Genomic DNA, 21,033 nt, shown 5'->3' with positions numbered 1-21,033 from the left:
GCTTCAGATGCGCGATTGCGGCAGCGGACGCTCGCGGTGCAGCAGCGTCCACTCGGCATGCTCGGTGAGCGCCGCCTCGCCCAGCGCGCCCAGGATGCGCTGCCGGCCCACCACGTCCGCGACCGCCGCCAGCCGGCGATACGCCGAGGTGAAGATGCGCTGCATGAAGCGGTACTGCCGGATCAGCTCCTTGTCCGCCTTCTTGTGCATGTAGGCCTCGTGCACGGCGGCGGCCACCGACAGGATGCCCATCGCCGAGACCAGCACCTGCTTGGTGGAGGCGTCGAACCGGCTGGCGAAGATGGCCAGCACCACGCACAGCCCCACCCCCAACCCGAGACAGACGTGCCCCAGCATTTCCCCGCGGCGATGCAGCCGCGCCCGGTACAGCGAGCTGCCGGCGTAGTAACCCAGCTGGCCATTGCCGCCGGGCTCGCCGACCCACTCGTCGACCACCCCCTGCACATCCCCGCCGTCCGCGGCCAGCGGCACGCGCATGCCGTCGATGCCGGCACCGCGCATCACGTTGCGGATCCAGCCCAGCTCCACGTCCTGCTTCTGCATGAAGTTGTCGTGCGCGAACGCGCGCGCGCCCGCCACCACGATGCCCGCGCGCCGCCAATAGGACTGCACCCGCAGGCCTTCGGCGAGCGCGCGGTAATCCAGGTACTTGCGCTGCCATTCGCGGCGGCTGGCGATCGTCATCACCACCGAACCGGTGGCGAACAGCAGCAGGAAGGCATAGATCACCAGGTCATTGCTCACCACGTCGGTGTAGGTGAAGAACGCGAAGCCCATCAGCGCGACCAGCACGTAGGTCGTCAGCAGCACGCGCGCCACGCGGCGCTGGTAGATGCGCGCCAGCCAGTCGGCTGCGACGAACGTGCGCCACACCGGGCACGCCGCGGCCGCGGGCGACGGCGCGGGCTGCGCGGCGATCGGTGCCGCGTACTTGCGCATGTCGGCGTTGAATGCCGCCTGCCGCGAGAACATCCGCGCGAACGCGTCCGGCAAGGCCAGTCCGGCCTGCGCGTCCTCGCCGGCCGCCAGCCAGCGCGGGCGGGCATCCGCCACGTCCGCGTTGCCCTCCCGCGCCGCGGGCACGTGGTAGGCGACGTTCTCCTGGTCCGGCCCGAGCAGTGTGTCCGCGGCGCGCCGGTTGTCCGGGTCGGCCTGCGTCGCGCCCTCCATGTGGAAGCGCACGATGTCCGCCGTTCCGCCCACCCGCCCCGTCTGCCGGCCATCCCACAGCGCGAGCAGCACGTGGCAATGGCTGGACACGAAGATCCCCGCCTGCCGGTAGCGCCGGTCGCGCGTGGGTCCGGGCAGCGCCAGCGTCCCCGGCGTCTCACCGCGCTCCAGCGGCAGCTCCAGCACTTCCACCTGCGCCAGCTGGCGGTCCAGCAGCTGCAGGTTGGCGGGATCCTTGAAGTCTTCGCGATACAGCGCGAGCGGCAGCGGCAGCGGCGCGACCACGTACAGCCCCAGGTCCAGCGCGACCTGCGCGACCAGCTGGTCGGCGCCTTCGGCCATCGGCGACAACACCACCAGCGGCAATCCTGGGAACCTCGCCTGCAGGTCCTGCAGGAACGTCCGCACATCGGCTTCAAGCCCGGCGATGTCCTGCGCGCGCAGCCTGCGATGCCCGGTCACGCCGATCACCAGGCTGCTGGCGAGCAGGGGCATGTCGGGATTGGCGGCCATGGACGCTCCGGGCGACGGAAGCCCTCGCCTCCAGCTGTAAACACGCCAACCGCGGGGGAAATGGGCCGGCGGGTGCGCCTGTCCACCTATCGGGGGAGCAAGGATGCCCAGCGACAAGCCGCCACAGCGCAGGTCCAGCCGTGCGGACAGCGTGACATCAGGTGCAGCAGCATCCTCGATTGACGAAAACCGTGAACCCGCCGTCGTGGCCGACCACCACGCCAAGGCAGCCGTCGCCGCAGAGATCGTCTACCGCAAGCGCGACCGTGTTGTGCGTCGTCGGTGCGTAATCAAAGGCCTGCGGCGGTAGCAGCGCGCCGTCGCGACTCTTGGCGCTACCCATGGTGCGGGACGAGCAGCCACATGTCCGTCCCCGCACATTTCCGGCGTTGGCGGCAGTACTGACCTCGCGCCGCCATGCAAGGAGACTGGTCATGACCGCAAGTTCGACAATGCGCTGGACCATCGCTCTGCTGAGCGTGGCACTGCTGGCACCCACATCTCCAGCAGCCGCGGCGCCCGGCGATGCCCTGATCATCTGCAACAAGAACCAGACCTACGACGTTGCACTGGCCATCGCGACCAAAGCGGTGCCCCGTGGCATCGCCGCATTGATGGCATCCGGTTGGCGCCGGGAAGGTTGGTGGACCATTCCGGCGGGCCGCTGCGAAAACACCATGACGCTTCGGGACGTCCAGAACTACGAAATCTGGCTGCACGTGCTGGTCGCAGGCGGAACCCAGATCTACTTCAGCGGTGCCGGAGGCCAGGATGCAAACGTCTGCCTGCATCCCACGAAGGCATTTGACGAGTTCTCGTGGAACCCGCAGGACATGCAGGCATGTCGAGCAGAAGAAAGACGGGAGCGATTCTCGTACATGGGAAGCGTTTACGTCGAAGACGATGCCTACTCGATCTACAACCACGAAAATCGCACCTTGGACCTGGAATTCACCTATCCCTGAGTCCGGACGATTCGCGCCTCTGGCGCCGGATCACCGCCGCCCGTTATCGTGTGCGCCGCCGTTCACGATCCTGGGGCAAACGCGAGTGACAGAGCAGGCCATCCCGACCGTTGCGCTGCCTGCGCCAACCTGGTGCGAAAACTGCGCGGCCGCACTGCATGGCACGTTCTGCCACGACTGCGGGCAGTCCATGCACAACCCCATCCGGCATGCCGGACATGCGGTGGAGGAATTCTTCGAGGCCTTCTGGCACCTCGACGGGCGGCTGTTCCGCACCCTGCGCGACCTCGTCTTGCCGGGAAGAGTCGCGATCAACTACCTGGCCGGCCACCGCGCCCGCTACATCGCGCCGCTGCGGCTGTTCGTGGTGCTCAGCCTGCTCACGTTCTTCATCGGCTCGGCGGCCGTGCACATCGAGGAGGGTGCTGTCGACGTGGAAGGCATCGAGGCGATCACCTCGGCCGGCACCGTCGAAGAAGTCGAGCGTGTTCGCGACCGGATGGTCGGGGACATCGAGCGGGCGCGCACGGCGGCCGGCAATACCCCCGGCGTGATGCCGTCGCTGGTGGCCGCGGAAGTGCGGATTCGCGGGGCGGCGGCCAACCGCGTCGTCGAACTGGGCGGCCGACCCAAGCCCGGCGCCGCCGGTGCCAGTGCGGGCGCGCCGCCGGCCGGCCCCGAAGGCCTGCAGTTCAACATGCTCGGGCACCGCGGCGAGTGGAATGCCCGGGACAACCCCGTCGTGGTCGGCTGGTGGCCCGGGTTCGCCAACGACTGGCTCAACCGCAAGATCGGCAACCTCGAAAAGAACATGCGGTCGCTGGACAGCGCCAGCGCCGACACCTGGCTGCAAGCGGTGATGTCCGCGGCACCGTCGGCGCTGTTCCTGCTGGTGCCGGTGTTCGCGCTGCTGCTGAAGGTCGCCTACCTGTTCACGCGGCGCCTGTACCTGGAGCACCTGGTCGTGGCGCTCTACAGCCACGTGTTCCTGCTGATCATGCTGTCGCTGGCGTTCGTGCTGTCGGTGCTGGACGGCCTGGTGGCCTCCACCACGGCGAACACCCTTCTCGGCCTGGGCATGGCGGCCGTGCTGCTGTGGATGCCGCTTTACCTGCTGCTGATGCAGAAGCGGGTGTATGGCCAGGCCTGGTGGCTGACGCTGCTCAAATACCTGGTGCTCGGCTTCATCTATTTCATGATGCTGGCGACCGCGACCGTGCTGGTGTTCCTGGCGCGGATGACGACGGCCTGATTAGCAGTGCCGCGACGAGATCGCGTCGTCGCACGGATTGGCCGGGCGGCCGGTCGCACCGCGCGCACGGAGGCAGCCAGCAGCTGGCCACCTCCGTGCCGCCGCCCGACGGAATCAGAACGTATAGCCCACGCGCGCGTAGTAGAAGCCGCCGTTGAAGCCGTACGGTGCATGCACGGGGTAGCGCGCACCGGCGACGCCGCCCCACGGGTTCTCTTCGGGCACCTCGTCGAAGATGTTCTGCGCGCCGACGTTGAAGTACAGGCCTGACGCGAACTTCCAGCCGATCTCGGCATCCACGGTGACGGCGCTGTCGCCGTAGATCGGCAGGCCACCGTCTTCGGCGAGGATCACGTCGCTGTCGAGGTGGTCCTCGTAGAACGCGCCGTAGTAGTTCACCCGCAGGTTGGCGTTGAACACCTCGCGCTGGTGGCTGACGCTGAAGTAGCCCTTGGTGCTCGGCAGCGAATCCTCCAGCTTCTTGACCCGCGCTTCGGAAATGATCCCCGGCGTGAAGCTGTCGACTTCGGTCCGGTTCCAGTTGGCCGCCAGCGAATACGTGGTGGCGCCGCCGAAGTGGTCGCCGGTGAAGCTGGTGACCAGGTCGACGCCCGACGTGGTGGTGTCGAAATCGTTGACGAAGAAGCCCACGCGGCTGAGGGTGGCCGCCTCGCTGATGCCCGCCGCGATCAGCGCGGCGCGGTCGGCGTCGGTGAGGGTGAAGTCGGTGCTGCGCGCGATGCGGTCGCTGACTTCGATCCGGTAGGCGTCGAGCGTCGCCTGCCAGCCCTCACTGCTCCAGACCAGGCCGAGCGAGACGTTCTTCGACTCTTCCGGCGTCAGCGGCTCGCCACCGTAAAACACGGCCACCGGGTTGGTGGACGGCAGGGTGGCGGTGTCGCGCAGCTCGCCATCGATGAACGAACTGGTGACCTGGCTGACGTTGGACTGGCCCGGGGTGGGCGCGCGGAAACCTGTGCTGATCGCACCACGCAGGGCGAGCGCTTCGCTGAAGTCGTAGCGGCCGGTCAGCTTCCAGTTGGTGGTCCCGCCGAAGTCGCTGTAGTCCTCGTGACGTACCGCCGCGGCCAGCAGGAACTGCGGCGTCAGACGCGCCTCCGCGTCCACGTACAGCGCCCAGTTGTCACGGTTGAAGGTGCCGGCGATGCGCGGATTGAAACCGGGGAAGCCGTTCGATCCGATGCTGAAGCCCTGCTCGGTGAGCGGTCCGATCCCGAACGACGCGGGATCGCCGGCCTTGATCTCGAACTCCTCCTCGCGCCACTCCGCACCCATGGCCAGGCGGATCGGCCCGTCGGTGAACCCGGTCTCGATGTCGTGCCCGACGTCGAAGTTGACGTTGCGCTCGGTCTGCACGTTGCCGCCGGGATTGAAGCGCAGGCCGGCCGGTTGATCCGGGCCCAGGGACGCGTTGACGGTGTTGAGCAGGAAGAAGTCGACGTTGTTGCGGCCGTAGGACAGGCTGAAGTCCCAGCTCCAGCTGTCGGCCCACATGCCCTTGGCGCCCGCGGTGACGGCGCGGTCTTCCATCTCGCCGCCAAAGCTCGGGGTAAAGCCGCCAGGAATGCCGGAAAGGAAGGTGAAGCAGTTGGCCGGCAGCGCCGCCACCTGCGCGCCCACCGTGGCATACGGGATCAGGTTGCCGGCGGCATCGCGCAGCGCGATCGTCGGGCACGCGGCGCCGTCGAGCGAGCCGATCAGCAGCGTCGCGCCTTCGTCGTTGGTGTACACGCCGGCGCGCGAGGTCGGATCACGGTAGTAGAACGCGCCGATCACTTCGCGCTTGGCGTAGTTGCCGAACAGGTAGAAGTCCGCGACCTCGGTCGTCATGCCCATGTTGGCGACGAACTTCAGGTCGTGGTCGGTCTCCGGCAAACCCCAGACCTGCACCGGGTTGAGCACGCCGGGGTAGCCCGCCGCGGCCGTGGCCGCCGCATCGTCACGCTGCACGCTGCGCGAGGTCGGGTCGGCGGCGCGCCACTCCGCGGTCAACGTGGCGAAGCCATTCGCCGTGAGCGGCAGGCCCAGCTGTGCGCTGTATTGCTGGGTGAAACCGTCGCCGTCGTAGAACTGGCCGCCGAAGGCCTCCACGGTGCCACCCGTGTCCAGGCGCTTGAGCTGGAAATTGATGACGCCGGCGATGGCGTCCGAGCCGTACTGTGCCGCCGCGCCGTCACGCAGCACTTCCACCTGTTCCAGCGCCAGCGAAGGGAACACCGAGATGTCCGGCCCCTGCGAACCGTCGGACAGGCCATGGCCGAGGAAGGTGATGACCGCCGCGCGGTGGCGGCGCTTGCCATTGACCAGCACCAGCGTGCTGTCCGGCGGCAGCCCGCGCAGGTTCGCCGGGCGTACCAGGGTGGCGGCATCGTCGATCGGCACGGTGCTGACGTTGAACGAGGGAATCAGCGTGCGCAGCTTGTCGAGCACGTCGACGGAAGGCTGGGCGTGGAAGTCCGCGCCTTCGATGATGTCGATGGGCACCGCCGATGTCGTTTCCGACCGCGGACTGGTGCGCGAACCGAGCACCGAGACGGTACCCAGGGTGGTGGTCCGCTTTGCTTCATCCTGCGGCTCCGGCGCCTGTGCCTGCGCGCTGGCAATGCCGGCGACCGACAACATCGTGGTGGCCAGCGCGAGCCGGACGCCCACGGACATGGAGTGCCGCGCCAGGCAGCGCCTGGCAGTCAAGTGCGTCATCGAAGTTCCCTCTCGCTTGGATGGATTGGGTACCGCTACTTCGCCGTTCGCCCCTGCCCGTACCGGCTCGCTTGGCGTTTAACAGATCTTTAATTTCGTGGCAAGAACAAAATTGATGTGAGCGCTGGTGATCCTTGTGCCGCCAACCGTGCGGGATCGGAACTCCGCGCCGCTACTGGCTCGACGACCCCCGCTCGCGGTTGTCATCCGCACAGGTGGGCGTCCCGATCGTGCACGTGGCCGTGACCGAGCAGTTCCACCGCGGTGTCGAGACTGTGCTCGTCCTGCCGCCGGTCATCGTGACAATGGACTGCATGTGCTGGCTGCAGACCGGCGCGTCCAACGTCGCGACGCCCCCTTCCCCGCAGCGCACGTAGTCCCTGGCCTGTGCCTCGGCCGCTTCGCGGGTCTCGTGGAACCCGGACGTGCCACTCTGACGGCGCGGCGTGAACGGGCAGCTGGACGCGCTGCTCGCCGGCGTGGCGCCGGGGACAGGGACAGGCGGTGCTGGCGAACCCGGGGCATCGCGAGACTCCACGGAGTCGGCTCCAGGGCTGCCGGCGATGCGGTGGGCATCCATCGTCGATGGCACCGTCTCCGCCTCGTTCGCCCTGGCGCGGATGCCATCGAGCATGGCGTCGGCATCGGCCTGCGTCCGCGCCTCGCGCTCGAAATGGTTTGCGAGGTCGCCCATGTGGACCGCGACGGCGCGTTGCAGGGCCTCGGCGCCCCGGGCCTTGTTCTCGCGTTCCTGCGCGGCGTTCTCCGCACGTTGTTGCTCGGGCGTGCCCATGATCGCGACGGTGGCGCGCTCCATGTAATCGCAGCCCCGGGTGTTGCCGCCCGCGCACGCCTGGTTGTTCAGGGCCGCGGCACGGCCGTAATCCTGCGGAACGCCCGTGCCGTTGAAGTACATCGCACCGAGATTGGCACAGCCGTCGACGGACTTTTCATTGCAGCTTTGCTCGAAAAGCCGCACTGCGCGCACGAAATCCTGGGCGACCCCCGAGCCGCGAGCGACATACTCGCCCAGGGCGTTGCAGGCGATGGCAAGTCCCAGATCACAGGCCTTCCCGTAGGCGACGGCAGCCGACGCCGGGTCCACCGCGCCGTCGCGGCCAGTGGCATGCGCATTGCCCATGGCCAGGCATACGTACGCTTCACCGGCGTCGCATTGCCGGGCCTCGTAAACCGGGAGGGGCAGCGCGATCTTCGCCACCAGCTTCCTGGCATCCACGCACATCCAGGAGCCCTGGTCCGCGCGGCACACCTGCTCCACCAGCCGCGCGTTCCGCGCCGGGTCGGCGACCGGCGCCAGCTGGTCCGACTGCATGCCGAGTTGCCCGTAGCAGCCTGAGGCGTCGCCAAGCTCACAGGCCTTGACGTGCAGCGCCAGCGCGCGGGGCGCGTCCACCGGCACGCCCTTTCCCCGCCGGAGGACATCCGCAAGACCGGAGCATCCCGTGGGCGGAGCCATCTCGCATGCCTGCTGCAGGTAGGGCACGGCCCTGGCGGCATCCTCCGAGCGGCCGTGCGCACCAAGCACGTGGTAGTAGCCGATGCGCGAGCACGATTCCGCGTCCTTCGCCGCGCACTTGCGGTCGAGGTCGTCGGCAGCCGGCATGGCGGCGGGCGGCGCGGTCGTTGCCGGCGCGGGCGCTTCCGCAATGACCACTGCCGCGACGGGCTGGGCGACGGGCGTTGGCACGGGAGCTGCGCGCGCGGCGATCTGCGGGCCACCGGTCTGTTCGAAGCGCTGGGTACTGTTGACCTTGACGACCTGGCCGGCGTCATCGAGCTTGACCATCTCCTCGACGAACATGCCGTCGACAAGCATCACGCGCGATATCAGCTTCAGGAAGCGTCCGCGGCGCACCCAGACCACGGAGCCGTCCGCAGCGATCCGGCCATCGTAGGTGTGCAGGCCGCCGCCATAAGTGGACACGAGGTCGCCGCGGTTGGCACCGGGGCGGATCACGCTCTTCATCTGGAACGGTCGGGCCTCGATGAGGGTGTCATCCGGCCCCCAGCGCCACGTCACGTCGGACTCGCTGCCATTCCATTCCGTGCCGGCAAGGCTGGCGTAGATCCCCCAGACGGCGGGATCGGCCACTCCGGCGGCCCCGGCTCCATGGCCGTCTCCCGCCACCGCGGCCGACCCTCCGGACAACAGGCCCAACGCGGCCAGCACGACAAGCATCCACTTCGCCGCTGCGCTCATGCCCTATCCCCCGGAGGTGTCGGCGGAGTGTACGGGCATGCGGGCCGCGGAACGCGCGCCTGTCCAGACAGGCGTCCCTGCTCAGCAGCCGGCGTACTTCCAGTGCCGGGACTTGCCCTCCGCCAGCCACTCGACCGACTGCGCAACGCGGCGCGCGCGCGTCTCGTCACGCTTGGCCTCGGTGATCCACTCCGCGTATTCGCGCCGCTTGCCGGGCGGAAACCCGTCCCAGGTGCGTTGCGCAGCCGCGTTGGTCGCCATTGCCGCGGCAAGGTCGTCCGGCAGGCTGGGCGGCGGCTTGGGTGCGCTCACCGCGCGCGCGGCGCCGCCGGCTTCGACCAGCGCCATCGCCGCGCGCACGTGGCGGGTGGTCTCGCGCTTCGCCGGCAGGTCCGCGGGCGACGTGAGGCGGCCGTATTGCCCCATCCCCTGCCCCAGTGCGGCATTCGCCTCCACCACCTGCTTGCCGAGCCAGAGATTGAAGGCCGCGTGCTGCTTGAAGCCGGCCATCCCCGCGATCAGCTTGCCGCGATACAGGAAGGCCGGCGCGCCCCATTTGATGGCTTCCTCGACGTCGGCACAGGCGGCGTGGACGCGCGCACGCAGTTCGTTGAGGATCGGCCGCGCGAAGTCGGCCTGGCGGGCGATGTAGGCGTCGATGCGCGGGTCTGGCATGGGCATGGCGTGCTCCTCGGCTGTCGCGCAATGCTAGCCGGCGCGACAGGGCTGGCGCGGCCCGGCGGTTCACTCCACCGGGTCGGCCAGGAAGCGGAGCGCCGCGTCTTCGAACGGACGCGCGTTGTGGTCGAACAGCGGCACGTGGTCGCCGCCGGGCACGATCCACAGCTGGGCGTCGGGGATCGCGGTGTACAGCTCCACCGGGATGTCCACCGGAAAGAACTCGTCGCGATCGCCATGCACGATCAGCGTCCGCGCCTGGATCCGCGCGAGCTCCTGCGCTGACATGCCGATGTCCTCGTCGTTGTCCTTGAAGTCGTGGAACCGCTTCAGCAGCCCGTCCACCTGCGACGGGCCACGCGTTGCGCAGGCGTCGAAGAACGCCCGCACCGGCGGCGGGAGGTTGCCCGGCGTGCCGCGCATGATCTGGCGCGCCTGCTCCGGAAAGTGGTGCGCCGCGCCGATGACCGCCATGGCCTCGATGCGCTCCGGCTGCCTGGCCGCCGCATGCAGCAGGGTCATGCCGCCCGCGCTGATGCCCATCGCCTTGACGTGCTCCAGGCCCAGGTGGTCGAGCAGACCCAACAGATCGCCCGCGGAATCCTCGAACAGGAACGGCCCCTCGAATTCGCCCGAACTGCCGTGACCGCGCAATTCCATCGTAATTACCCGGTACTGCTTCGACAGGCCCGGAATAAACGGGGTCCACACGCTGGCGCAGTCGCCAAAGCCGTGGATCAGCACCAGCGGCTCGCCGCTGCCGGCGTCGGTCCAGGCGATGTCGACGCCGTTGACGCGCGCCAGCTGCGGCGCGCAGAGCGCCATCGTCGGCAGCAGGCAGAGGCTGGCCAGCAGCAGGGAGCACAGGCGGCGGGTGGGATTCATGCGGCGGCGTCCTCGCGTTGCGGTCAAAGGGCCAACGCGATGCCGCGCGAAGTACGGCCGCTGGTCCCGCCGTCCCGGCCCGTGCATGGCGCCCCAGCGCGTGCTGCAGCGCCCGCAGCGCGCCCTCGCGCACGCTCTCGCGGCCCGTTAACGGCTGCCGGCGTACGAAGGCGATTCACCCTGCCGACCACAAGGGAGACCCCGTGAAAATCGTCACCAGCCTGAGCTTCCAGGGGCAATGCCGCGAAGCGTTCGAGTTCTACGCCAAGGTGCTCGGCGGCAGGATCACCGCCGCGTTCCCCTACGCCGATGCGCCGCCGGACATGCCGATCAGCTACGAGAAGTACAAGACGTGGCTGATGCACTGCTGGCTCGAGGTCGGTGACCAGGCGCTGATGGGCGCCGACATGGACGTCGACTGGGCGCCCAATGTGGACAAGCCCAAGAACGGCTTCGACGTCACCGTGCACACCGATGACATCGACAAGGCGCGGCGCTGGTTCGAACAACTGGCCGAAGGCGGCAAGCAGGTCATGCCGTTTGCCGAGACCTTCTGGTCTCCGGGCTATGGCGCGCTGGTCGACCGCTTCGGCGTGCCGTGGATGGTCAACACCATCCCGGCGACGGATTGGAAGCCACAGCCATGATCGCCAGGAACACCATCTGCCTCTGGTACGAGAGCGACGCACTCGGTGCCGCCACCTTCTACGCCAAGACCTTCCCCGACAGCGCCGTCACCGCAGTCAACCGCGCGCCGGGCGACTACCCGTCGGGCAAGGAGGGCGACGTGCTGACGGTCGAGTTCAGCGTGCTGGGCATCCCCTGCCTCGGCCTCAACGGCGGCGACACGTTCAAGCAGAGCGAGGCGTTCTCGTTCCAGGTGGCCACTGCTGACCAGGCCGAGACCGACCGCTACTGGGACGCGATCGTCGGCAACGGCGGCCAGGAAAGCGAATGCGGCTGGTGCAAGGACAAGTGGGGCGTCTCCTGGCAGATCACTCCGCGCGTCCTCACCGAGGCCTACACCGGCACCGACCGCGCCGCCGCCAAGCGCGTCTTCAACGCCATGATGACCATGCGCAAGATCGACGTGGCTGCGATCGAGGCGGCGCGCCGCGGTTGAGCGCCGCGCGTTCCGCTCACGCGCCGAGCGTCGGGTAATCGGTATAGCCACGCGCATCACCGCCGTAGAACGTGGACCGGTCCGGCGTGTTGAGGTCGGCACCCGTGCGGAAACGCTCAACAAGATCCGGGTTTGCGATGTACAGGCGGCCAAAGGCCACCGCATCCCCCACGCCGCCCGCAATCAGCGCCTCGGCGCTTTCGGCCGTGTAGCCGCCGCAGAACACCAGCGTGCCCGGGAAGTCCTGGCGCAGAGCTCGGCGGAACGAGTCGCTCAGCTTCGGGCCACCGGCCCAGTCCGGCTCGGCGATGTGCAGGTAGGCGATGCCGCGCTGGGTGAACTCGCGCGCGAGGTACAGCGCGCTTTCCTCGGGCTCGAGGTCGGCGATGTCGTGGCCGGTGAAGTGCGGCGACATGCGCACGCCCACGCGCCCCGCGCCAAGCTCGGCGATCACCGCATCCACCACCTCCAGCACGATGCGGGCACGGTTCTCGAGCGAGCCGCCGTAGCCGTCGGTACGCCGGTTGCTGTTGGTCGCCAGGAACTGCTGCAGCAGGTAGCCGTTGGCCGCGTGGATCTCGACCATGTCGAAACCGTCGCGGTCGGCGCGCCGGGCCGCCTGTACGAACTCCTCGATGACCGCCGGAATCTCGCCGGTCTCCAGCGCACGCGGCAGGGTCGACGGCAGGTTGGCGGGCGTACCGTCGGCCTGGATCACGAAACACGTCGCGCCCTTGGCGACGATCGCCGATGGCGCGACCGGTACGGCGCCATCGGGCCGCAGCAGCGGATGCGAGATGCGCCCGACGTGCCACAGCTGCGCCGCGATCCGGCCGCCGCGCGCGTGCACCGCATCGGTCACCAGCTTCCAGCCGGCTTCCTGCGCGTCGCTGTAGATGCCGGGCGTGAGCGCATAGCCCTGGCCCTGCGGCGAGACCTGCGTCGCCTCGGACACGATGAGCCCGGCGCCAGCGCGCTGCGCGTAGTACTCGGCGTTCATGGCGGTCGGCACGTCGCCGGGCTGGCCGGCGCGCGAGCGCGTCAGCGGCGCCATCAGCACGCGGTTGGGCAGCGCCACGGCGCCGGCCTGGACGGGTGAAAGCAGGTTCGGATGCATCGGGGGGCACTCGGTGTGGGCCGGTCAGGATGCCCCCACCGGGCGCAAGCCGCCACCGCGCGACCGTCCAGGGCTCACCCCTGTCGCTCCAGGTAGCGCGCCGCCTCCTCCAGGTACAGCTCGAAGCCCGGCGCCAGGTGCGGCAACAGCAGGCGCAGCCAGGCCCGGGTGGCCAGCCGCGTCTCGCGCGGGCAGACCTTCGCGCGTGCGGGGGTCAGGTCCCCGGCATCCACCATGTTGGCGAACGCGGCCGGGTCGGTGCCGTAGATCAGGCACTGCAGGTTGAAGTAGCGCTGTTCGCCCAGCGCGTGCTCGTCGGCATACGCGTCCAGGTTGTAGGCGCCTGTACTCCGCGACAGCAGCCAGTCCGCGGCCATGCGCAGGTTGCCGATCACCTGGTCGGAGGTTTCGTCCAGGCCGGCGAAGCGCAGCATCAGGATCGCCGCCAGCTGGTCCACGGCATCCTCCTGGCGCCCGGTGACCGGCAGGTCCAGCAGCTGCACCAGTGCGTGCCCGGTTTCGTGCAGCACGATGAAGCGGATGTTGGCGCGTACGTAACGCAGCGGATGGTCATCACCCAGCCCGCCCATGCGCTGCTGCTCGCGGCCGCGCTCGTAGAGCGTGCGCAGGGTCTCGTAGCACAGCACCACCTCGGCCTCGGCCGGCCGGTAGAAGGCACCGAACTCGCCGCACTCGGCGGTGACATAACGCAGGCGCCGCGGCAGCACGAACAGGCCGTCGATCGCCTGCACTTCCGGCAGGCGGCGCAACAGATCGGCGTCGCGCACGCGGACATGGATCTGCTGCAGGCCGGGCGAGTGCGGTGGCGTGTAGGCGTACTCGAACATCGGCACGACCGGTGCCGGCGCGTGGCCGGCTGACGGTTCCCTCGCGCGCACCACCGTGCGTGGCATGAGACCGGAGAGCCGGTGCTGCACCGTCTCGCGCGCACCGTGGGCACCCGCCACGGGTCCGGGCACGGCGGCACAGCCGGCGGCAACCGACAACGCCGCAAGCAGCACGATCATTCTCATCATTACGACCAGAACACCCTCTCCGCGGTCCTCCAGCAAGTATGCAGGAGCACACCGGCACCAACCGGCCTCTCAAGCCGCGCCGTTCTCGTCCAACTGGCCGTGGCGCCGATGCCAGTCCTCCAACGATTCATCGGGATACCCGTCGAGGTGCACGTCGCCACGCCCGTCGGGCACCTCCACCCAGTTCGCCTTTGAATCCAGCAGCATGTGCACCCGCTCGACGGCACGCGGCAGTGGCGTGTCGATGGCCGATGCATGCGGGTGCACCAGCTCCGGCCACTCCGGATCGAACAGCCACAGCGCGCTGCCACAGTGCTTGCAGAAGTGCCGGCGCCCGGAACTGAGGCGGTGGCGGCCCTCGTCGTCACGGATCCGGGCCCGGTAGATGGCCACGTGCTCGCGGCCTTCGACCTCAAGCGTGTCGGCGCGTGCACCCAGGTTCACCGCACTGCCACTGCCACCCGCGGTCTTGCGGCAGATCGAGCAATAGCAGTGCTGGTACGGCACCGGCGCGTACGCCTGGCAGCGGAAGCGGACCTTGCCGCAGTGGCAGGAGCCTTCGAGGTGCATGGCGGACATCCGGAAGCGGGGGCATCGACGCTAGTGCAGATTGCGCTTCAATCCTGTGAGTGCCGACGCGCCCGGCGCCACACGGCGCCCCCTCCTGAAGTCGACGCCGCAGCGGGTTACTCTTCGCATGTGGAAGGGGCCACGAATCCAGGGGATATCCAACATGAAGACTGCATTGCGAATCATGCTGCTCGCAGCATGCCTGGTTGCCGCACCGGCCTTCGCGGCCAAGATCGTGGCGGAGGACTACGCCATGCGCGTTCCTGCGGCATCCACGCCCGGCACGGATATCCGCATCACGCTGATCGACAGTCGGCCCTATGTGCTCGACGGCGACAGCGATGAATCCTACGAGGGCATGTCACGCGAACTCTATGGCATCCCGATCAGCCGCAACACCGCCGACCGCACGCCGCTGGCGATGTACATCGGCGAGCGGCTGCGCCTTGGATTCGAGCGAGCCGGGTACTCCGCCACGCTTGTGCCCAGTCCGAAGGGCACTGCAGCCGCGGAGCGCAGTCGCGCCATGAGCCACGACGGACCGGGGCTGCTCATGGTCATCACGCTGCGCGAGTGGTCCTACGACCAGGGATTCGCGAGCCCCGAGTTCACCCACGACGTCACCATCGACAGCTATGACGCGCAAGGCGACTGGCTTGCGACACAGGACTTCAAGGGCGTCGACCCCATGCCCAGGGGCGGGTGGAAGCATTTCAAGCGGCGTTATGCCGAGCTCTACCAGGACATCTTCGATCGCTTCCTTGCCTCGCCGGTTGTCCTGGCCGGTCTCGCAGGAGAGAGGACCGAGACGGTTCCGGCGCCCGCGGCACCTGCGACGCCCAGTCAAACGATCGAAGCCCGCCTGGCGGCGCTGAAAGAGCTGCGCGAAAGTGGCGCTATCGACGAGAGCGCCTACCAGGCGCAGCAGCAACGCATTCTTTCCGAGCTTTGAACCAGCGCGCCGAGCAAGGCAGACCGATCCGCAACCACTGCACCCGGAGTCCAGACATGCACCCATGGATGATCGCCGTCCTCCTCTCCCTGCTCTCCGCCACCGCAGTGGCCGGCACCCCGCTCCCTGATGCCCCGCATGTCGTCGTGCAGGGCGAAGGCCTGGTCAGCGTGGCGCCGGACTCGGCGACCGTCACGATGGTGGTGCGCCAGCGCTCCGCCGATCCCGGCGAAGCCAAGCGGGTGGTGGACCGTGCGGTCAACGCGTTGCTCAAGGTGGCCCCGGGCTTCGACGTGGCAGCCGATGACATGACGGCGTCCGACCTCGCACTGCGCGAGGACATCGATTACGACGACAACGATCGCCCCCTGTCGCGTGGCCATGTCGCCAGCCGCGAAGTGAAGGTGCGCCTCGACGATCTCGACAGGCTCAGCGCTTGGCTCGACGCCGCACTGGCCGCCGGCTTCACCGATGTCTCCGATGTCACCTTCAAGTCCAGCAAGGAAGCCAGCCTGCGCGAGGACGCGCGCGCACGCGCGGTCGCCCACGCCCGCGAGAAGGCCGCAGGTCTCGCCGTGGCATTCGGCGGCGGCCTCGGACCGGTGTACAGCATCAACAGCCTCAACTCGATGCAGGCGGACGGCTACGGCAACACGACCCTCGACCGCATCCAGGTGACTGGCTCGCGCATCGACAGCGGCCGCTACCTGCAGCCGACGATCGACTTCACCGAACGCGTGTCGGCGGTGTTCGAGATCACGCGGTGAATCAACGGGGAGAAGCGCAGTGCACAAGCTGATAGCGGTCGCCATGGTCCTTGCCTGCGCGTGCGCGCCGGCCGTCGCGGAACATGGGTTCGAACCCATTGCCGCGATCGCGCCCGACGCCCTGGGCGCATGGTCGGTGGCAGTGGGCGATGTCACCGGGGACGGCCTCGACGACGTGCTGGTGCTCGCCGCCGGCACCTCCTACTTCCGCAACCGCGTCGTGCTGTATGCCCAGGCCGCGAGCGGATTCGCCCCGCCCGTGGCCATCGAATACCACCCCGACCCGTTGAGCACCCAGGCGAACGCCCGGTACATGGCGGTGGCCGACCTCGACGCCGACGGTGACCTGGACATCCTGGTGTCCCACTACGAAACCCGGATGCTGACCGTGCTCCGCAACGACGGCGGGGCCTTCAGCCGCGAATCCTTTCCCACCACCAAGTCGTTCGGCCGGATGGAGTTCACCGATTTCAATGGCGACGGTCACCTGGACCTGGTCGGGGACGACGGCCACGGCTCCATCGGCGTCCTGCCCGGCCTCGGCGGCGCCCGCTTCGGCGAGGCGACCTGGCTGGGGATCACGAGCTCTCCCTCCACCTTCCAGCTGGCCGACGTCGGCGGCGACGGGCGGCTGGACCTGGTCTACCAGTCACAGGGCGTGGTGCAAGCGCGCATCAACGACGGCACCGGGTTCTCCGCAACCCCGCGCACCCTGCTGACGACGCAACACACCGCCAGCATCGCCGCCGCGGATTTCACGGGGGACGGCCGCGCCGACATCGCCATCGCACTCAATTGGTGGCCAAGGCACACGATGGTCCTCCATCCGCAGGACCGCCAAGGCAGGTATCGCTCCAGGGAGCCGCTGGGTGGCGGGCGTGGGACCATCGCCAGCATGCGCGGCCACGACCTCGACGGCGACGGCCGCCAGGACCTGCTGATGCTGACCCAGTCCCTTGATCGCGCGGTGGTGACCCGGCTCGCGCGCCCCAACGGTGGCTTTGCGCCGCCGGTGCTGCACGAGGTGGGCGTGGTCTGGGATTTCGCGCTGGGCGACGTCAATGGCGACGGCATCCAGGACCTGGTGCTGCTGGGCAGTTACGGCGGGGTGGCCTTCATGGCCGGCCGCAGCACGGTGGCAGGCAGCGACCTGGCGATCGCCCTGGAGCTTGACGCCGCCGCCGGCGCCGTGCGGGTCGACAACCTCGGCACCGGCCCGAGCGGCTCGTACGACGTCACGTTCCACCTCCAGGCGCGCCTCGGATCGGTCCACGCCACGGCAGTGCCGGACGGGTGCTGGCCGCCGGAAGAGGACGGCGCGCTCGAGGTCACCTGCCGCCTGCCCTCGATCGCGGCGGGCGCGCACCACCTGGTGGAGTTTCCCTTCCGCATCCGCACAACCTCGCAGCGGAACTTCCTCATCGGAACGGCGCGCATCGACCGGTTCGCGGCCGACCTGCGGCCGGCCAACAACGTGGCGGTCAAGCGGATCAGCCTCCCCGCCCCCGGCAGTCCGTAGGGCGGGGAACGCTTCCGCACGTCACAGCATCAGTGCGAGTGTGTAGAGCCCCAGCGCCGCCAGTCCCGCCCGCTGCACGCGCACCGAAGGCCACACCAGCAGCGTCCCGGCCTACCAGTAGCGTGCGGGGATGGCGTCGTCGCAGGGATTCGCGGGGCTGGTCATGATCAACTGCAGCATCTGCGCGGTCTGCTGCGCGTACTGGGCGAATTGCGGGCCGTCGTCCATCGCACGCTTGAACGCCACGGCCGAGCACATCGACCACGCCTGCGCGTTGTCCGGGTCCGACTCCGCCAGCGCCGCGTAGCGCTCGGCGATCGCCACGTGTTCCTCGTTGGTCTCCAGCGCCGCCATCGCGCCGGCCACGTCCACCTTTTTCAGGATCCACGGCGAGTCGGTCCCCACGCGCCCCGCCTCGATGGTCGATTCGTCGTGCACGCGAAGGTAGAAGTTGGACCCGGTGTTCGCGTTGTGGAACACGTAGGCGCCGCTGCCGTCGGGCGTATAGACCGAGCGCTTGTTCGGCTCCACCACCACCAGGTTGCCGCCGTCTTCCTCGACGTTGATCGAGTAGCTGCCGTCGGCGAGCACGAACGTGCCCTGCACCGCACCGGCCTGTCCCGCCCACAGCAACGCCGCCGCGGCCAGCGCCGCCTGCCAGATTCCACGCATCGCACATCCCCTGGTTGGCGCGGGCCCCCGCCCGCGTCGGGCGAGGATAACGCGCGCAACGCATCGCGCGCGCAGCCATGTGAACCCTGCACGGCCTGCCGCTGCTGGTGCTGGTGCTGGGGCTGCTGCTGCGGACTGCCTTCGGCCTGCCATGGGCGCGCGGCGGACGCGATTGCCAAAGTGGAACGCGGGTTGCCTGGAGGGACGGCGGGGCCCGGCTAGACTCCCCTGTCGTCATTTTGCCCAGGCACCGTTGCCGGGCGCATCGGAGAAGAACGCCATGGACGCGCCCGTGCACCACCCTCGCCTGTCGCAGCGCGCATCGCGCCTGCCTTTTCTTGTCGCACCGTTCGCGTTGGCGCTCGTCGGGTGTGGCGCCGACAGCGGTGCCATTCCTGCGGCGTCGCTCGGCAATGTCAGCGGGCCGGCTCCGGAAAGCGCGCTGCCGGCGCCCGCCGACCTGCCGGACTGCAGTCGCATCGCCGCGGCCGCGGGCGCATTCCTCGAAGGGTGGACGCTGGATGGCGAGAGCGGACCCTGGGGCAGCGCCGTCGAGCGCAAGCACGGCGTGAGCTGCACCTGGCTGTCGCCGCGCGCGCAGTCGGAGAACCCGTTCGAGGCCATCCAGGCCGCCAGCTTCGGCGTCATGGTCACCGCCGACCTCGACACCCAGTCCGAGTCCGAGGTGCGCTCCATCGGCTGGGCCGTCGACGATCCCGCCGTCCAGGCACTCGGCGGCCATCTGGTCTTCCCGTCCGGCCGCATCGACTTCAGCGGGCAGCTGTCGGCCGTGGGACCGCAGGTGGTCATCGGCAACGTCTCCGTGGGCCTCGCCCAGATGGGCGCGATGCTGGTCAACGAGATCGAGGAAGGCCAGCCGATGACGAACCGGCGGGCGGTGGATGTGGCGCTTGCGGTGCAGGAGCTGGTGCGACCTGATTGAGTGAATTCCGAAGTTGCTACGGAGTTGCGTCATCCGCGACCGGCGCCGGATCGCCGGAAGGGTGGTCCACCACGTACAGCCACTTGCCGTCGACCAGCTTCTGCAGGTCGACATAGCGGCCGGTCTCCACCGAGGCCGTCTGCGTCGCCTTGTGCACGGCCGTGATCGCGTAGGTGCCCCATGCGGTACGCGTGTCGTCCGAGGCGGACTCGCCCATCTGGCTCAGGCTGGCGTCCTTGATCTCGTGCTCGCTGAAGTAGTGCGCAAACCCGTCGCGGATCGCGGGCCGGCCCTGTGCCATCGGCCCGCCCGGGAACCAGATGATCCCGTCTTCCACATAGCAGGCGGCCACGGCATCGGCATCGCCGGCCTTCATGGCCGCGACGAAACACTGGCCGGCGGGGGGCGGGTCCGCCGCCAGCACGGCGCCGCTCGCGGCCAAGAATCCGCACAGCAGCAGCCCGGTCACGCATCGTGTGTGCATGGACATTAAGTGGTCTCACTTGGGTGGCGGGCACGGCGTGGCCCAGAGAAAGGCAACGCGCGATCAGGGAACTGCCGGCCATCGCACCCTCGATCCAGCGTGGCGGCGAGGTGGTCATGGCGTTGGTTATGCTTCATGGCAGGCGTAGCTGCCCGCACGCCCTGCCCCGAGGACCACACATGGATCGACGCCGCTTCCTTGGCGTGAGTGGAGCTGCCGCCGCGTCGCCGATGCTGGCCGCACTGGGCACACCCGCCACGGCAAACGCCGCCACGACATTGTTCAAGCGCGTGAACTTCGCGTCCGACGGGCTTGCGCTCAGCCCCGCCGAGTACGCAGCACTGCTGGGCGAGGTCGTGGCGCAGGACGGCTTCGAGCCCGACTACTACTCGCAGGGCGGCGCCATCCGCCAACTGGAACGCAAGTTCGCCAAGCTGCTAGGCAAGGACGACGCGATCTACCTGCCCACCGGAACGCTGGCCAACCACCTCGCGGTGCGCAAGCTCGCCGGGGATGATCGGCGCGTGCTCGTGCAGGCGGAAAGCCACCTCTACAACGACAGCGGCGACTGCGCGCAGACCCTGAGCGGGCTGAACCTTGTACCCATGGCCGAAGGCGGCAGCACCCTCCCCGTCGAGGAGGTGGAGCGCTGGCTGGCACGCTCGAGCAGCGGCCGCGTCGAGACCCGCGTCGGCGTGATCGCGATCGAGTCGCCGGTGCGTCGGCGCCATCACGAAATGGTCGACTTCGATGCACTCAAGCGCGCCAGCACCCTCGCCCGCGAGCGCGGCATCCGCCTGCACCTGGACGGCGCGCGCATGTTCAACCTGCCACTGCACTCGGGCCAGAGTCTCCACGCGTACAGCGCGCTGTTCGACACCGTGTACGTCTCGCTGTGGAAGCACTTCAACGCCGCCTCGGGCGCGATCCTCGCCGGGGATGCCGCGTTCATCGAGGGCCTGTACCACCAGCGGCGCATGTTTGGCGGCGCCCTGCCGCATGCCTGGCCCGAGGCCGCGGTGGCACTGCGGTTCGTCGACGGCTACCTGGAGGACTACGCGAAGTCATGGCAGGTGGCTGACCGGTTGATCGCACTGCTGCAGGACGACCGCCGGTTCTCGTTCGAGAAGCTGCCACGCGGTACCAGCCGGTTCTTCATGACAATGACGGGGGTCGCGCCGGAACTGTTCCGCGAACGGCTCGCGAAGCAGGGCGTTGTGCTGTCGCACGGCCACCCCGACACCGGCCGGTTTGCGATGGAGGTGAACGCGTCGCTGCTGCGTGTGTCGGCGGACGCCCTGGCCGGCATGCTGATCAATGCGGCTGTGATCGCATGAACGATCTCCCGGGCCACGCGGGTTGCGCGCCGCAGCCGGGGCACCGCACAATGCGCGCCGAAGGGGAGTAGCTCCCAGCGTGCAGG

At 68.8% G+C, this 21,033-nt stretch carries 20 protein-coding genes; 9 read left to right on the top strand and 11 right to left on the bottom strand.

Annotation, left to right across the window (positions count from 1 at the left end; genetic code table 11):
- Positions 1-3: 3 nt before the first annotated feature.
- Entirely contained in the window at positions 4-1,704 is a 1,701-nt protein-coding gene (locus tag JHB91_RS01475; protein ID WP_233398684.1) for a DUF4231 domain-containing protein, read from the bottom strand.
- Positions 1,705-1,861: 157 nt separating this feature from the next.
- The gene (locus JHB91_RS01470; RefSeq protein ID WP_199470952.1) at positions 1,862-2,140 is read right to left on the bottom strand and encodes a hypothetical protein; all 279 of its coding nucleotides are present in this window, start codon (positions 2,138-2,140) and stop codon (positions 1,862-1,864) included.
- On the opposite strand from JHB91_RS01470, the gene JHB91_RS01465 reads away from it, so the two are divergent.
- Positions 2,139-2,669 carry a DUF1036 domain-containing protein gene (locus tag JHB91_RS01465; RefSeq protein WP_199470950.1) on the top strand — a complete coding sequence of 177 codons (531 nt, stop codon included), beginning with the start codon at positions 2,139-2,141 and terminating at the stop codon, positions 2,667-2,669. The two genes, JHB91_RS01470 and JHB91_RS01465, sit on opposite strands and share 2 nt — an antisense overlap.
- A 190-nt stretch (positions 2,670-2,859) precedes the next feature.
- Positions 2,860-3,921: a DUF3667 domain-containing protein gene (locus JHB91_RS01460; RefSeq protein WP_199470948.1), complete on the top strand. Its 1,062-nt coding sequence runs from the start codon at positions 2,860-2,862 to the stop codon at positions 3,919-3,921.
- 114 nt (positions 3,922-4,035) lie between these two features.
- Here JHB91_RS01460 and JHB91_RS01455 read toward each other — a convergent pair whose 3' ends face one another.
- From JHB91_RS01455 to JHB91_RS01440, 4 genes are all read right to left on the bottom strand, one after another.
- The gene (locus JHB91_RS01455) at positions 4,036-6,600 is read right to left on the bottom strand and encodes a TonB-dependent receptor (protein ID WP_233398497.1); all 2,565 of its coding nucleotides are present in this window, start codon (positions 6,598-6,600) and stop codon (positions 4,036-4,038) included.
- A 214-nt stretch (positions 6,601-6,814) separates the two neighbouring features.
- Positions 6,815-8,863 (bottom strand): tetratricopeptide repeat protein, encoded by a 2,049-nt coding sequence (locus tag JHB91_RS01450; RefSeq protein ID WP_199470946.1) that lies wholly within the window; start codon positions 8,861-8,863, stop codon positions 6,815-6,817.
- 81 nt (positions 8,864-8,944) lie between these two features.
- Positions 8,945-9,544 (bottom strand): YdeI/OmpD-associated family protein, encoded by a 600-nt coding sequence (locus JHB91_RS01445; RefSeq protein ID WP_199470944.1) that lies wholly within the window; start codon positions 9,542-9,544, stop codon positions 8,945-8,947.
- 63 nt (positions 9,545-9,607) lie between these two features.
- Positions 9,608-10,426 (bottom strand): alpha/beta hydrolase, encoded by an 819-nt coding sequence (locus tag JHB91_RS01440; RefSeq protein ID WP_199470942.1) that lies wholly within the window; start codon positions 10,424-10,426, stop codon positions 9,608-9,610.
- A 203-nt stretch (positions 10,427-10,629) separates the two neighbouring features.
- Between JHB91_RS01440 and JHB91_RS01435 the strand changes: the two genes are divergently transcribed.
- Positions 10,630-11,073, top strand: a complete 444-nt coding sequence (locus JHB91_RS01435; protein ID WP_199470940.1) for a VOC family protein — start codon at positions 10,630-10,632, stop codon at positions 11,071-11,073.
- Positions 11,070-11,549 (top strand): VOC family protein, encoded by a 480-nt coding sequence (locus JHB91_RS01430; RefSeq protein ID WP_199470939.1) that lies wholly within the window; start codon positions 11,070-11,072, stop codon positions 11,547-11,549. The genes JHB91_RS01435 and JHB91_RS01430 overlap by 4 nt, the downstream gene beginning before the upstream one ends.
- A 16-nt stretch (positions 11,550-11,565) precedes the next feature.
- Here JHB91_RS01430 and JHB91_RS01425 read toward each other — a convergent pair whose 3' ends face one another.
- From JHB91_RS01425 to JHB91_RS01415, 3 genes are all read right to left on the bottom strand, one after another.
- Positions 11,566-12,666, bottom strand: a complete 1,101-nt coding sequence (locus tag JHB91_RS01425; RefSeq protein WP_199470937.1) for an alkene reductase — start codon at positions 12,664-12,666, stop codon at positions 11,566-11,568.
- Positions 12,667-12,740: 74 nt separating this feature from the next.
- On the bottom strand, positions 12,741-13,700 hold the full coding sequence (locus tag JHB91_RS01420; RefSeq protein ID WP_305067886.1) for a DUF4344 domain-containing metallopeptidase: 960 nt from the start codon (positions 13,698-13,700) through the stop codon (positions 12,741-12,743).
- Between the two features lie 72 nt (positions 13,701-13,772).
- Entirely contained in the window at positions 13,773-14,273 is a 501-nt protein-coding gene (locus JHB91_RS01415; protein WP_199470935.1) for a GFA family protein, read from the bottom strand.
- 163 nt (positions 14,274-14,436) lie between these two features.
- On the opposite strand from JHB91_RS01415, the gene JHB91_RS01410 reads away from it, so the two are divergent.
- The 3 genes from JHB91_RS01410 to JHB91_RS01400 all read left to right on the top strand — a co-directional run bounded on the left by JHB91_RS01410 (position 14,437) and on the right by JHB91_RS01400 (position 17,511).
- Entirely contained in the window at positions 14,437-15,225 is a 789-nt protein-coding gene (locus tag JHB91_RS01410) for an SHOCT domain-containing protein (RefSeq protein ID WP_199470933.1), read from the top strand.
- A gap of 68 nt (positions 15,226-15,293) precedes the next feature.
- Entirely contained in the window at positions 15,294-15,992 is a 699-nt protein-coding gene (locus tag JHB91_RS01405) for an SIMPL domain-containing protein (RefSeq protein ID WP_199470931.1), read from the top strand.
- A gap of 19 nt (positions 15,993-16,011) precedes the next feature.
- Positions 16,012-17,511, top strand: coding sequence for an FG-GAP-like repeat-containing protein (locus tag JHB91_RS01400; protein ID WP_199470929.1), 1,500 nt, complete (start codon positions 16,012-16,014; stop codon positions 17,509-17,511).
- A gap of 111 nt (positions 17,512-17,622) precedes the next feature.
- On the opposite strand, the gene JHB91_RS01395 is transcribed toward JHB91_RS01400, so the two are convergent.
- Positions 17,623-18,183, bottom strand: coding sequence for a hypothetical protein (locus JHB91_RS01395; protein WP_199470928.1), 561 nt, complete (start codon positions 18,181-18,183; stop codon positions 17,623-17,625).
- Between the two features lie 280 nt (positions 18,184-18,463).
- On the opposite strand from JHB91_RS01395, the gene JHB91_RS01390 reads away from it, so the two are divergent.
- A complete protein-coding gene (locus tag JHB91_RS01390) occupies positions 18,464-19,126 on the top strand; it encodes a hypothetical protein (protein WP_199470926.1) in 663 nt (220 codons plus the stop codon).
- Between the two features lie 16 nt (positions 19,127-19,142).
- On the opposite strand, the gene JHB91_RS01385 is transcribed toward JHB91_RS01390, so the two are convergent.
- Complete coding sequence (locus tag JHB91_RS01385; protein ID WP_199470924.1) at positions 19,143-19,610, bottom strand: nuclear transport factor 2 family protein; 468 nt, start codon at positions 19,608-19,610, stop codon at positions 19,143-19,145.
- Between the two features lie 179 nt (positions 19,611-19,789).
- Between JHB91_RS01385 and JHB91_RS01380 the strand changes: the two genes are divergently transcribed.
- On the top strand, positions 19,790-20,947 hold the full coding sequence (locus JHB91_RS01380) for a beta-eliminating lyase-related protein (protein ID WP_199470922.1): 1,158 nt from the start codon (positions 19,790-19,792) through the stop codon (positions 20,945-20,947).
- Positions 20,948-21,033 lie beyond the last annotated feature (86 nt).

Origin of the sequence: Luteimonas sp. MC1828 (assembly GCF_016461615.1) — a bacterium.
GTDB lineage: Bacteria > Pseudomonadota > Gammaproteobacteria > Xanthomonadales > Xanthomonadaceae > Luteimonas.
The sequence above is the reverse complement of the archived record's forward strand: the minus strand, read 5'-3'. Positions and strand labels throughout refer to the sequence as shown.

Bases quoted from the DNA above. Each gene is read 5' to 3' on its own strand.
- JHB91_RS01445 (WP_199470944.1), bottom strand. From the start codon at position 9,544: ATGCCCATGCCAGACCCGCGCATCGACGCCTACATCGCCCGCCAGGCC.
- JHB91_RS01470 (WP_199470952.1), bottom strand. From the start codon at position 2,140: ATGACCAGTCTCCTTGCATGGCGGCGCGAGGTCAGTACTGCCGCCAAC.
- JHB91_RS01380 (WP_199470922.1), top strand. From the start codon at position 19,790: ATGGATCGACGCCGCTTCCTTGGCGTGAGTGGAGCTGCCGCCGCGTCG.
- JHB91_RS01455 (WP_233398497.1), bottom strand. From the start codon at position 6,600: ATGTCCGTGGGCGTCCGGCTCGCGCTGGCCACCACGATGTTGTCGGTC.
- JHB91_RS01395 (WP_199470928.1), bottom strand. From the start codon at position 18,183: ATGCGTGGAATCTGGCAGGCGGCGCTGGCCGCGGCGGCGTTGCTGTGG.
- JHB91_RS01390 (WP_199470926.1), top strand. From the start codon at position 18,464: ATGGACGCGCCCGTGCACCACCCTCGCCTGTCGCAGCGCGCATCGCGC.
- JHB91_RS01475 (WP_233398684.1), bottom strand. From the start codon at position 1,704: ATGGCCGCCAATCCCGACATGCCCCTGCTCGCCAGCAGCCTGGTGATC.
- JHB91_RS01415 (WP_199470935.1), bottom strand. From the start codon at position 14,273: ATGCACCTCGAAGGCTCCTGCCACTGCGGCAAGGTCCGCTTCCGCTGC.
- JHB91_RS01385 (WP_199470924.1), bottom strand. From the start codon at position 19,610: ATGCACACACGATGCGTGACCGGGCTGCTGCTGTGCGGATTCTTGGCC.
- JHB91_RS01405 (WP_199470931.1), top strand. From the start codon at position 15,294: ATGATCGCCGTCCTCCTCTCCCTGCTCTCCGCCACCGCAGTGGCCGGC.
- JHB91_RS01430 (WP_199470939.1), top strand. From the start codon at position 11,070: ATGATCGCCAGGAACACCATCTGCCTCTGGTACGAGAGCGACGCACTC.
- JHB91_RS01465 (WP_199470950.1), top strand. From the start codon at position 2,139: ATGACCGCAAGTTCGACAATGCGCTGGACCATCGCTCTGCTGAGCGTG.
- JHB91_RS01450 (WP_199470946.1), bottom strand. From the start codon at position 8,863: ATGAGCGCAGCGGCGAAGTGGATGCTTGTCGTGCTGGCCGCGTTGGGC.
- JHB91_RS01420 (WP_305067886.1), bottom strand. From the start codon at position 13,700: ATGAGAATGATCGTGCTGCTTGCGGCGTTGTCGGTTGCCGCCGGCTGT.
- JHB91_RS01440 (WP_199470942.1), bottom strand. From the start codon at position 10,426: ATGAATCCCACCCGCCGCCTGTGCTCCCTGCTGCTGGCCAGCCTCTGC.
- JHB91_RS01460 (WP_199470948.1), top strand. From the start codon at position 2,860: ATGCACAACCCCATCCGGCATGCCGGACATGCGGTGGAGGAATTCTTC.
- JHB91_RS01410 (WP_199470933.1), top strand. From the start codon at position 14,437: ATGAAGACTGCATTGCGAATCATGCTGCTCGCAGCATGCCTGGTTGCC.
- JHB91_RS01425 (WP_199470937.1), bottom strand. From the start codon at position 12,666: ATGCATCCGAACCTGCTTTCACCCGTCCAGGCCGGCGCCGTGGCGCTG.